Genomic DNA, 11,076 nt, shown 5'->3' on the forward strand with positions numbered 1-11,076 from the left:
CGGTCGTACGCTCGCAGGGTGACCCCCACCGCCCTCCCCCGGAGCTGACGTGCCGACCTGGGCGGCGGCCGGTCTCTGGGGCCTCGTCGGCGGCGGAGCCCTCGTGCTCGGTGCCCTCGTCGCGTGGTGCGTGCGCGTCCCGCAACGCGTGGTCGCGGGCGTCATGGCCTTCGGCGCGGGCGTGCTCATCTCGGCCCTGTCGTTCGAGCTCGTCGACGAGGCCGAGGCGAGCGGCGGCCTCCTCGCGACGGCGGTGGGCTTCCTCGTGGGCGCGGTGGCGTACGTCGCGGCGAACGTCGCGCTCGCCCGCCGCGGCGCGGCGCACCGCAAGCGCTCCGGGGGCCAGCAGGCGACGGAGTCGGACCAGCCGGGCTCGGGCACCGCCATCGCCGTGGGGGCGCTGCTCGACGGGGTGCCGGAGTCCGTCGTGCTCGGCCTGTCCCTGCTCGACGGCGGCACCGTGGGGGTCGCCGTGCTGGCCGCCATCGTCATCTCCAACGTGCCCGAGGGCCTCTCCAGCGCCGCGGGGATGAAGTGGGCCGGGCGCAGCGCCCGCTACGTCTTCGCCGTCTGGGGCGGGATCGCCGTCATCAGCGGCCTCGCGGCGCTCGCCGGGGCACTGCTGCTCCAGGGCGCCCCCGCCGAGGCGATCGCGGTCGTGACGGCCCTCGCCGCCGGCGCGATCCTCGCGATGGTGGCCGACACGATGATCCCGGAGGCGTTCGAGCGCACCCACCTCTACACGGGTCTGATCGCGGCCTCGGGCTTCCTGCTCGCGTTCGTCGTGGGCCGGGCGTGACGGTCGGCGGCTCGCGCCCGTTCACGGTCGCCACGGCCAACGCCGCCAGCGGGCGGGACCGGCGCGGCCGGATCGACGCCGCGTCGTGGGCGCGCTGGAGCGACGCCGCCACCGCGCTCGACATCGACGTGCTCGCCGTGCAGGAGGTCGACCACCGGCTGCCCCGCAGCGGGGAGGTCGACCAGACGAGCGTGCTCGCGGATCGGCTGCGCGGCGACGGTCCCGCCTGGTCGGCGCGCCTCGCGGCGGCGGTGCACGGCACCCCGGGCTCGCTCGCCGGCGTCCGCCCCGCCGCCCCGGTGGCGGACGACCGCCCGGAGGAACCGTCGTACGGCGTCGCCCTCCTCAGCCGCCACCCCGTCACGGCGTGGCGGGAGCTGCGGCTCGGTCCGTCGCGGGTGCGGTTGCCGGTACCGCTCCCGCCGGGGTCGGGGCGGCGTCTGCTGTGGGTGCCCGACGAGCCCCGGGTGGCGCTCGCGGCGGTGGTCGCCGCGCCCGACGGGCCGGTGAGCGTGGTGACGACCCACCTGTCCTTCGCCCCGCTGCGGGCCCGGGCACAGCTGCGGGACGTGGCGCGGTGGTGCGCCGACCTGCCCCGCCCGCTCGTGCTGCTCGGCGACCTCAACCTGCCGCCGCGGCTCGTGCGGTTCCCCGGCGCGCCCGCCCTGCACGCACCGACCCACCCGGCGCACCGTCCGCGGGTGCAGCTCGACCACGTGCTGCTGGACGACCCGGCGAGGCGGTACGTCGTGGGCGACGCCGCGACGTACCGCGTGGCCGACAGCGACCACCGCGCGGCGCGGGTGGAGCTCGTGCGGCGCGCTCGCGCCGCGACCGACGTGATGGGGGCTGACGGGGGCACCCGCCCGCTCGTGTAACGCGGTGTCCGGGTCACTGTGGAAGGGGTAGACCACGTGCACAGTGACCCGGACACCGCGTTACACGCCGGGGCCAGGGTCCCTCAGCCGATCGCCCCCGCCGCGGCGCGTCCCGCCGTCCGCCCCGAGAACAGGCATCCACCGAGGAACGTGCCCTCGAGCGCGTTGTAGCCGTGCATGCCGCCACCTCCGAAACCGCTGGCCTCGCCCGCGGCGTACAGGCCGGGCACCGGCTGCCCCGCCGCGTCGAGCACCCGCCCGTCGAGGTCGGTGTGCAGGCCGCCGAGGGTCTTGCGAGTGAGGATGTTGAGCCGCACGGCGATGAGCGGGCCCGCCGCGGGGTCGAGGAGGCGGTGGGGGGTCGCGACGCGGATGAGCTTGTCGCCGCGATAGCGCCGGGCGCCGTGGATGGCGGTGACCTGGGCGTCCTTGCCGAACGGGTTGGTGATCTCGCGGTCGCGGGCCTCGACGAGGCGGGTGAGGCGCTCGGAGTCGATGAGGGGCTGGCCGGTGAGGCGGTTCATGCCGGCGGCGAGCTCGTCGAGGCTGTCCGCGACGACGAAGTCCTCGCCCTTCTCCTTGAACGCCTCGACCGGGCCGGGGGCCCCGGGGCGCACCCGGGAGAGGAGCAGCCCGACGTCCTTGCCGGTGAGGTCGGGGTTCTGCTCCGAGCCCGAGAGGGCGAACTCCTTCTCGATGATCTTCTGCGTGAGCACGAACCACGAGTGGTCGTGGCCGGTGCCCCGCAGGTGCCGCAGCGTGCCGAGGGTGTCGAAGCCGGGGAAGTACGGCGCGGGCAGGCGGTTGCCCTCGGCATCGATCCACAGCGACGAGGGGCCGGGGAGGATCCGGATGCCGTGGTTCGCCCAGATCGGGTCCCAGTTGCGCAGGCCCTCGACGTAGTGCCACATCCGGTCGGGGTTGATCACCGTCCCGCCGGCGGCCTCGGTGATGCCGATCATCCGGCCGTCGACGTGGGCGGGCACGCCGGCGACCATGCGGTCGGGCGGGGTGCCGAGGCGCGCGGGCCAGGCCTGGCGCACGAGGTCGAGGTTGCCCCCGATGCCGCCGGAGGCGACGACCACGGCCTGGGCGGTCAGCTCGAACTCGCCGACCTCGTCGCGGGAGGACGCCGCGCCCCGTACGACGTCGGACGGCGCCAGCAGCGCACCGCGGACACCCGTGACCGCGCCGTCGTCGGTGACGAGGGCGTCGACGCGGTGGCGGAACCGGAGCTCGACCCGGCCCGCGGCGACGTGCTCCCGCACCCGACGCTCGAAGGGCTCCACGACGCCCGGTCCGGTGCCCCAGGTGAGGTGGAAGCGCGGCACGGAGTTGCCGTGCCCGTCGGCGCGACCGTCGCCGCGCTCGGCCCACCCGACGACGGGGAAGAGGCGGTGGCCCAGCTGCCGGAGCCAGGAGCGCTTCTCGCCGGCGGCGAAGTGCACGTAGGCCTCGGCCCAGCGCCGCGGCCAGTGGTCCTCGGGGCGGTCGAACTGCGCCGAGCCGAACCAGTCCTGCAGCGCCAGGTCGAGCGAGTCCTTCACGCCCATGCGTCGCTGCTCGGGGCTGTCGACGAGGAACAGCCCGCCCAGCGACCAGAACGCCTGGCCGCCCAACGACTGCTCCGGCTCCTGGTCGAGCACGAGGACGTGCCGTCCGGCGTCCGCCAGCTCCGCCGCGGCGACCAGCCCGGCCAGTCCCCCACCCACCACGATCGCGTCTGCGTCCATGGGGCCAGGCTCGGAGCACGCTCGGCCCACGGCAAGGGCTTTCACCCCTTCTGAGCACTAGGCTTGTCATTCCCTGACAACGAGGAGCCGTCATGTCCGTGGACCCCACGCGTGTCGCCGTCCGGGACGAGGTGGTCGCGCGCCTCGACGAGATCGCCGCCCGCGTCACGGCCGAGATCGTGGCCGAGATCCCGGCGTACGCCGCGCTCGCGCCGCCCCAGCTCGCCGAGGTCGATGCGATCGCCCGGTGGGGCACCACCCGCGTGCTGGACCTGTGGGCCGAGGGTGCGGCGGGCCTCACAGCGTCGGACGTGCACCGGTTCCGCGGCATCGGCGCCGCTCGTGCGCTCGACGGGCGTCCCCTGCCGGGCATCCTCCGCGCCTACCGCCTCGCCGCCACGCAGGTCGTCGACCACATCGAGGCCACGGCGGCGGACCGCCTGACGGTCGCGGACGCCATCGCGCTGTCCCGGCTGTGGATGGCGGTCGTCGACACGCTGACCGACGCGCTGCACGAGGGGTACGCCGCCGGCACCCAGCGGGCCGGCGACCGCGACGGCGCGATCGAGGGTCTCCTCGACGACCTGCTGGCCGGTCGCCAGGTCGCGCGCACCAACCTCGAGGACCGCGGCCGGGCGCTCCGCGTGGCCATCCCGCCGCGGCCCACCCTGCTGGTGGTCGCCCTCGCGCCCGACGGTCCGTCGCGCACCGACCTCGCCGCCCTCGTGGGCGACGACGCACCGCTCCGGCACCGCGACGGCCACGGCGTCGCCCTGCTCGACACCGACGCCGCCCGGGTCAGCGCGCGCTGGGACGCGTCGTGGCGCGGAGCGCTGGTCCCGAACGACCGCGTCACCGACCTGCCGCGGACGTTCCGCCTCGCCACCCACGCGCTCGAGCACGCTCCGTCGCGCGCGTACGGCGCAGGTCGCCTCCTCGACGAGGCCGACGTCCTCCTCGTCGCGCTCCTCACGGGCCACCCCGACACGGACCACGCACGCTTCGCGCGCCTGGTGCTGGACGGGCTGGACGACCACCTGCTCGCGAGCATCGAGGCCCACGTCGCCACGGGCTCCGCCGACGCCGCCGCCGCGCGCCTCGGCGTCCACCCGCAGACACTGCGCCACCGCCTGCGTCGCACTCGCGAGCTCAGCGGCCGCGACCCGCGCCGTACCTGGGACCGGCTCGTGCTCGAGGTGGCGCTCCTGGGCCGCTCGGCGTGAGGGTTGGGCCGGGGGCCCTCGTCGTGTAACGCGGTGTCCGGGCGACTGTGCACGTGGTCTACCACCTCCATAGTGACCCGGACACCGCGTTACATCCCGTCGGGCCCGGCGCCCGCTCGCCCCTCAGGCGCAGCCGAGCACGCCGTACGCCGCGGAGGCGAGCTCCACGAGGTCGTCGCGCTGCTCGTCCTCGTCCCGCGGGTCGGCCAGCACCCAGCCGAGGCGGCTGCTGGTGGCCGTGACGGCGCACTCGCCCGAGGCGACCAGCACCGCGGAGTCGCCGTCGACGTACACCTCGTCGCCGTCCACCTCGACGGGGTCGCCGGAGCCGGCGAGACCCATCGCGAGGTAGCCCTCGTTCGTCAGCTGCGAACCGATCGTGGCGAAGGACTCGTCCCCGACGTACGAGCACCGGATCCCGGCTTCCCCGACCGCACCGCGGGCGGCCCGCACCTCGCCGACCCGGGCGGTGACGAGCTCGTCCGCGGGGTCGGGGCAGGCGGCGGGCAGCGCGACGGCAGGCACGTCGACGTCGGCGAGGCCCTCGGTCACCTCGCGGGCCAGGTCGACGAGCACGTCCTCCGACAGCGCGGCGTCGGCGTCGTCGCGGAACCGGCTGTCGACGAGCACGACCCGGTCGCCCGTCCTGACCGTCACGCGGAGGCCGTCGTAGGAGTTCACCGCGACGTACGCCTCGTCGCCGAGGTCCGCGAGGGGCTCGGCCGGGTCGCTGCCGTAGGGCGTCGCGATCATCGCCACCGGGCGGCCGTCGTCGAACGCCCGTACCCCCACCTCGAGCATCCCGCCGGCGAACCCGCAGGCCACGAAGGTCTCCTCGCCCGGGAACAGGCCGACGGACTCACCACCCGCGTCGCCGTCGACCGTCGCCTCGTCGAGCACGGCGCGCGTCTCGGCCGAGACCAGGCCGCACGGCACCGAGTCGGCGTCCGTACCGCCCCTGGCGTCCCAGTCAGCCGCCGTCTCGCTGCGGTCGTCGCGGTCGCCCGATCCCCCGTCGCCCCCGTCGGTCCCGTCTCCTCCGTCGCCGCACGCCGCGAGCAGGAGCGGGAGGACGGCAGCGGTCGCGAGGAGGGCGGCACGGCGGGGACGGAGGAGACGCATGGCCACCGCCCTTCCCCGTGGGACGTCGTGCGAACCGTCGGCGGGAGCCACCGCACCGCACGACGTCCGCGGAGAGATGTGGTCTGACCACATGCTACGGTGTGGTCAGACCACACGACGAGCATGCCGACGACCGCCGGAGGGACCCATGGCCGAGACGACACGCGCCTGGCGCACGGTGCTCGACCACCTCGAGCGCGAGCTCGGTGAGGGCCGCCTCGGTCCCGGCGACCGGCTGCCCGGCGAGCGCGAGCTCGCCGCCCGGCTCGGCGTCGGCCGCTCGAGCGTGCGCGAGGCGGTGCGCGTCCTCGACGTCATGGGCGTGGTGCGCACGGCCACCGGGTCCGGACCCTCGGCCGGCGCGATCATCGTCGCGCGCCCCGGGGCCGGCATGTCCACGATGCTGCGTCTGCAGACCGCCGCGCAGGCCTTCGGCGTCGACGACGTCGTCGCGACCCGCGTCGCGCTCGAGGTGGCGGTCGTCGGGACCCTCGCCGCGGCGTACGACGACACCCACCTCGCGCCCGCCCGCGAGCTGCTCGTCGCGATGGGCGACGACGCGCTGGCGCCCGAGGAGTTCCTCGCGCTCGACGCGCGGTTCCACCTCGCGCTCGCGGAGGCGACCGGCAACCAGGTGATGCTCGCCGTGATGGCGGGGCTGCGCACGGCGATCGAGGACTACGTGCGCCTCGGCCTCGCGCGCATCGACGATTGGTCCGCCACCGGCGCCCGCCTGCACGCCGAGCACACCGCGCTCCTCGACGCCGTCGCCAGCGGCCGGGCCGACGCCGCCCGGACGTGCGTGGCCGACCACATCCACGGCTACTTCGCCCAGATCCGACCCTGACCCCACCCGCACCGCCGCCCGCACCGCCACCCGCTCCACCCGAGAGGACCCCGACCATGGTCGCCCGCCAGTTCCCGAAGCCCGCCGAGATCTTCGACCTGCTGAAGTTCAAGAAGCCGGAGCTCAACCCCCGCAAGCGGCGGCTGGCCAAGGCGCTGACGATCGACGACCTGCGGGTGATCGCGAAGCGTCGTACGCCGCGGGCCGCGTTCGACTACACCGACGGCGCCGCCGAGGGCGAGCTCTCCATCGCCCGGGCCCGGCAGGCCTTCCAGGACGTCGAGCTCCACCCCGACGTGCTGCGCCCGGCGGTCGACGTCGACACCTCGATCGAGGTGCTCGGCGCGCGGAGCGCGCTCCCCTTCGGCATCGCCCCCACCGGCTTCACCCGCCTCATGCAGACCGAGGGCGAGATCGCCGGCGCCGGGGCGGCGGGCGCGGCCGGGATCCCGTTCACGCTCTCGACGCTGGGCACGACGTCGATCGAGGACGTGCGCGACGCCAATCCGGCCGGCCGCAACTGGTTCCAGCTCTACGTCATGCGGAACCGCGAGACGTCCTACGAGCTGACCCGTCGCGCTGCGGCAGCCGGCTACGACACCCTCTTCTTCACCGTCGACACCCCCGTGGCCGGCGCGCGCCTGCGCGACAAGCGCAACGGCTTCTCGATCCCGCCGCAGATCACGCTCCGCACCGTGCTCGACGCCGCGGTCCGCCCCTGGTGGTGGATCGACTTCATCACGACGCCGAAGCTCGAGTTCGCCTCGCTCTCCTCCACCGGCGGCACCGTCGGCGAGCTGCTCGACTCGGCGATGGACCCGACGATCAGCTACGACGACCTCGAGGTCATCCGCGGCCTGTTCCCCGGCAAGATCGTCGTCAAGGGCGTGCAGAACGTCGCCGACGCCCGGCGCCTCGTCGACCACGGCGTCGACGGCGTCGTGCTCTCCAACCACGGCGGCCGCCAGCTCGACCGCGCGCCCGTGCCGTTCCACCTCCTGCCCGAGGTCGTGCGCGAGGTCGGCCGGGACACGACGGTCATGGTCGACACCGGCATCATGAACGGCGCCGACATCGTCGCCTCGATCGCGCTCGGCGCCGACTTCACGCTCATCGGCCGGGCGTACCTCTACGGCCTCATGGCCGGCGGCCGCCCGGGCGTCGACCGCACCATCGCGATCCTCAAGGACGAGATCGAGCGCACCATGAAGCTGCTCGGCGTCGCCACGCTCGACGAGCTCGAGCCGCGCCACGTGACCCAGCTCGTGCGGCTCGCGCCGCGGCCGCTGGGCTGAGCCCGCCCTTCCAACGCCGAGGGTCGTGGGGCCCCCCCCCCCCAAACCCCCGGCCGGGGGGCCCGCCACCCAGGGCCCCCCACAAGGGGGGGGGGCGCCGCCGCCCCCCCCCCCCCCCCCCCGCCGCCCCCCCCCCCCCCCCCCCCCCCCCCCCCCCCCCCCCCCCCCCACGACTCGATGCACGCCTCAGATGCGGCGGAAGAGGGCGGCGAGGGCTTGGCCGCCGCCGATGCACATGGTGACGATGCCGAGCTCCTTGTCGGTGCGGTGGAGCTCCTTGGCCACGCGCAGCGACAGGATCGCGCCGGTGGCGCCGACGGGGTGCCCGAGCGCGATGGCGCCGCCGTAGGGATTGACCTTCTCGGGGTCGAGCCCGGCGTCGCGCACGACGGCGACGGCTTGGGCGGCGAAGGCCTCGTTGCACTCGACGACGTCGATGTCGCTCGGGGTGGTGCCGGTCTTGGCGAACAGCGCCTTGAGTGCGAGGACGGGGGCGTAGCCCATGAGCTCGGGCTCCATCGCGCCGGTGGTGACGGCCTCCAGGGTCACCAGCCCGGTCAGGCCCCGCTCGGCCACGGCCCGCTCGGAGGCCAGGACGACCGCGGCGGCGCCGTCGTTGATCCCGGAGGCGTTGCCGGCGGTGACGGTGCCGTCCTTGGCGAACGCGGGCCGCAGCCCGGCGAGCGTCTCCAGGGTGGTGTCGGGCTTGGGGTGCTGGTCGGTGGTGACGGTGAACGGTTTGCGGCCACCGACCTCGACGGGCGTGATCTCCTCGGCGAACGCCGCCTGCGCGGCGTCGGTGGCGGCACGGCGCTGGGACTCGCACGCGAACTCGTCCTGCTCGGCGCGCGAGACGCCGTACTTCGCGGCGACGTTCTCCGCGGTGAGGCCCATGTGGATGCCGCCGAAGGGGTCGGTGAGCATCATGACGGTGCCGTCGACGAGGTCGCGGTTGCCGAGCTTGTAGCCGTTGCGGGCACCGAAGTCGTAGAACGGCATCCGGGTCATCGACTCGTCCCCGCCGGCGACGGTGAGGTCGAGGTCGTTCCAGCGCATCTCCATCGCTGCCGACCAGATGGCCTGCAGGCCCGAGCCGCACAACCGGTTCACGGTGTAGGCCGGGACGTTCTTCGGCAGCCCGGCGGTGACCGCGACCCGGCGGGCGTTGTAGGCGTCAGGGCCGACCTGCCCGATGCAGCCCATGACGACTTCCTGCACGTCGGCGCCCGCGACACCGGCCCGCTGCAGCGCCGCGGTCGTGGCCTGCGCGCCGAGCTCGTGGGCCGCGACGTCCTTGAACACGCCACCGAAGCTGCCGACCGGGGTACGCGCACCGTCGACGAGGACGATCTTCTGGGGGCTGGTGGTCATTCCGTGCTCCGTTCGAGAGGGGATGCGAGAAGGGATGGGACGCTCCGGGCGCGTGAGAGCCGCAGGATCTGCACCGCAGCCAGGCCCCAGAGCACGTACTGCACGCTCATCGCGACCCGGAACGCGGCGGCGGAGAAGTCGGTCGAGGAGCCGTCGGTCTGCAGGTCCAGCAGCAGCCCGACGGCGAAGATCACGAGGAGGCTGGCGACGAAGCCGCCCTGGTTGACCAGGCCGCTCGCCGACCCCAGGCGCTCGGGCGGGTGCGCCGTGCGCACCAGGTCGAAGCCGATCATCGCCACGGGTCCGGTCGCGCCCACGACCACGACGAAGGGCACGAGCACCCACGTCGGTGCGCCGCCGGGCCAGACCAGCACCACCGCCCAGACGACGGCGACCAGGGCGATCGAGCCGAGCGCCACGGGGATGCGCAGGTCGGGCCGCGCACCCACCAGCCAGCCCACGAGCGGGCCGGCCGAGATGACCGCCACGATCATCACGGTGATGAGGGTGCCCGCCGTCGTGGCGCTCACGCCGTGGGCCAGCACGAAGTAGGGATAGCCCCAGACGAGGGCGAGCAGGGTCGAGCTGAAGTGCTGGGAGAAGTGCACCCAGAACCCGAGCCGGGTCTCCCGCACCGCCCACGAGGCGCGCAGCCCCGAGGCGACGGCCCGCCACGGCTGGGAGGACCCCCGCACGGTCCGCCGGCCCGGCTCGTCGCGCACGACGAGCAGCACCACGATCGCGAGCGCGATCCCCAGGCCGGCGGCCGCCAGGTACGTCCGCTCCCACCCCCAGGTGTGGAGCGCCCACGCCATCGGCACGGCCGCAGCGATGGTCCCCACCTGACCGGTCGGCCCCGCCAGCTGGGTGATCAGCGGGACCCGGCGCGGCCGGAACCACGCCACGATCACCCGCAGCACGCAGACGAAGGTCGATGCGTCACCCGCGCCCACGAGCACCCGGGCGACCACGGCGAGCAGGTAGCTGTCGGCGAACGCGAACACCAGCTGACCCACGCTCATGAGGGCCACCCCGACGAGGAGGACCACGCGCGGCCCGAACCGGTCGACCAACAGGCCGACCGGCACCTGCAGCACGGCGTAGACGGCGAGCTGGAGCACCACGAACCCGCCCAGCTGCGTGGCGGAGATCCCGAACCGGTCGGCGGCCTCGAGCCCGGCGACCGCCAGCGACGAGCGGTGGAAGACCCCGAGCACGTAGCAGGCGAGCGCCGCCGCCCACACCACCCACGCGAGGCGACCCGTCCGCTCGGCGTCGACGCCGCTCATGGGTGCTCGCGGTCGCGCAGCACGAGCGGACGACCCGTGTCGGAGGCCCACCCGAGCGCCTCGGACGCCGCGATCCACCGGTCGAGCCCCGCCCGGACGTCCTCGGGGATGGCGGCGGCACGGCGGGTGCGCAGGTCGACGTGGACCAGCAGGTACTCCACCGCGGTGGCGACCCGTGCGCGCGCGTCGTCGACCAGGTAGGAGACGCAGTGCACCGCGCGCGGCGCGCGGGCGAGCACCCGCACGTGCGCGCTGTAGCGGGCGTCCTCGTAGAGCTCACCGAAGTAGCCGACCCGCTGCTCGGAGGTGAACATGCCCAGGGCGCGCCCACGCCGGTAGGCCTCGTCCACGCCGACGTCGCACTGCATCGCCTCGACCCCGCGTCCCGCCGCCAGGAGGTGGCGGGACAGGGTCATGTGCCCGTTGGAGTCGATCTCCTCGGGGGCGACGGTGCCCGATGCCGTCGCCGGGATGAGGCGCACGTCGTCGAGCGCCGGGGGTCCGGGCTTCACGACGCGC

General features: G+C 74.8%; 10 protein-coding genes. 5 read left to right on the forward strand and 5 right to left on the reverse strand.

The features are described 5' to 3' along the window. Nucleotides 1–49 precede the first annotated feature (49 nt). Nucleotides 50–799: a ZIP family metal transporter gene (locus G3T38_RS22705; protein WP_163772676.1), complete on the forward strand. Its 750-nt coding sequence runs from the start codon at nt 50–52 to the stop codon at nt 797–799. Continuing rightward, entirely contained in the window at nt 796–1,677 is an 882-nt protein-coding gene (locus tag G3T38_RS12675; protein ID WP_163772677.1) for an endonuclease/exonuclease/phosphatase family protein, read from the forward strand. The genes G3T38_RS22705 and G3T38_RS12675 overlap by 4 nt, the downstream gene beginning before the upstream one ends. 83 nt (nt 1,678–1,760) lie before the next feature. Here G3T38_RS12675 and G3T38_RS12680 read toward each other — a convergent pair whose 3' ends face one another. Beyond that, nucleotides 1,761–3,410: an FAD-binding dehydrogenase gene (locus tag G3T38_RS12680; protein ID WP_163772678.1), complete on the reverse strand. Its 1,650-nt coding sequence runs from the start codon at nt 3,408–3,410 to the stop codon at nt 1,761–1,763. 92 nt (nt 3,411–3,502) lie between these two features. Between G3T38_RS12680 and G3T38_RS12685 the strand changes: the two genes are divergently transcribed. Then, complete coding sequence (locus G3T38_RS12685) at nt 3,503–4,633, forward strand: RsbRD N-terminal domain-containing protein (protein WP_163772679.1); 1,131 nt, start codon at nt 3,503–3,505, stop codon at nt 4,631–4,633. A 123-nt stretch (nt 4,634–4,756) separates the two neighbouring features. Here G3T38_RS12685 and G3T38_RS12690 read toward each other — a convergent pair whose 3' ends face one another. Beyond that, complete coding sequence (locus G3T38_RS12690) at nt 4,757–5,755, reverse strand: hypothetical protein (RefSeq protein ID WP_163772680.1); 999 nt, start codon at nt 5,753–5,755, stop codon at nt 4,757–4,759. A 148-nt stretch (nt 5,756–5,903) separates the two neighbouring features. Here G3T38_RS12690 and G3T38_RS12695 point away from each other — a divergent pair, with 148 nt between their 5' ends. After that, nucleotides 5,904–6,602, forward strand: coding sequence for a FadR/GntR family transcriptional regulator (locus tag G3T38_RS12695; RefSeq protein ID WP_163772681.1), 699 nt, complete (start codon nt 5,904–5,906; stop codon nt 6,600–6,602). A 56-nt stretch (nt 6,603–6,658) separates the two neighbouring features. Further along, nucleotides 6,659–7,897, forward strand: coding sequence for an alpha-hydroxy acid oxidase (locus tag G3T38_RS12700; RefSeq protein ID WP_163772682.1), 1,239 nt, complete (start codon nt 6,659–6,661; stop codon nt 7,895–7,897). 186 nt (nt 7,898–8,083) lie between these two features. Here the strand turns inward: G3T38_RS12700 and G3T38_RS12710 are convergent, their stop codons facing one another. Genes G3T38_RS12710 through G3T38_RS12720 form a run of 3 tightly spaced genes read right to left on the reverse strand, consistent with a single transcriptional unit; the run spans nt 8,084 to nt 11,069 of the window. Continuing rightward, complete coding sequence (locus G3T38_RS12710; RefSeq protein WP_163772683.1) at nt 8,084–9,268, reverse strand: thiolase family protein; 1,185 nt, start codon at nt 9,266–9,268, stop codon at nt 8,084–8,086. After that, the gene (locus G3T38_RS12715) at nt 9,265–10,557 is read right to left on the reverse strand and encodes an MFS transporter (RefSeq protein ID WP_163772684.1); all 1,293 of its coding nucleotides are present in this window, start codon (nt 10,555–10,557) and stop codon (nt 9,265–9,267) included. The genes G3T38_RS12710 and G3T38_RS12715 overlap by 4 nt, the downstream gene beginning before the upstream one ends. Continuing rightward, complete coding sequence (locus G3T38_RS12720; protein WP_163772685.1) at nt 10,554–11,069, reverse strand: thioesterase family protein; 516 nt, start codon at nt 11,067–11,069, stop codon at nt 10,554–10,556. Before G3T38_RS12720 ends, G3T38_RS12715 begins: the two co-directional genes overlap by 4 nt. Nucleotides 11,070–11,076: the final 7 nt, after the last annotated feature.

Origin of the sequence: Nocardioides zeae (assembly GCF_010686755.1) — a bacterium.
In the GTDB taxonomy this organism is placed as follows: domain Bacteria; phylum Actinomycetota; class Actinomycetes; order Propionibacteriales; family Nocardioidaceae; genus Nocardioides; species Nocardioides zeae.

Coding starts and splice junctions, on each gene's coding strand:
- G3T38_RS12680 (WP_163772678.1), bottom strand. CDS start 3,410: ATGGACGCAGACGCGATCGTGGTGGGTGGGGGACTGGCCGGGCTGGTC.
- G3T38_RS12685 (WP_163772679.1), top strand. CDS start 3,503: ATGTCCGTGGACCCCACGCGTGTCGCCGTCCGGGACGAGGTGGTCGCG.
- G3T38_RS12690 (WP_163772680.1), bottom strand. CDS start 5,755: ATGCGTCTCCTCCGTCCCCGCCGTGCCGCCCTCCTCGCGACCGCTGCC.
- G3T38_RS12695 (WP_163772681.1), top strand. CDS start 5,904: ATGGCCGAGACGACACGCGCCTGGCGCACGGTGCTCGACCACCTCGAG.
- G3T38_RS12700 (WP_163772682.1), top strand. CDS start 6,659: ATGGTCGCCCGCCAGTTCCCGAAGCCCGCCGAGATCTTCGACCTGCTG.
- G3T38_RS12710 (WP_163772683.1), bottom strand. CDS start 9,268: ATGACCACCAGCCCCCAGAAGATCGTCCTCGTCGACGGTGCGCGTACC.
- G3T38_RS12715 (WP_163772684.1), bottom strand. CDS start 10,557: ATGAGCGGCGTCGACGCCGAGCGGACGGGTCGCCTCGCGTGGGTGGTG.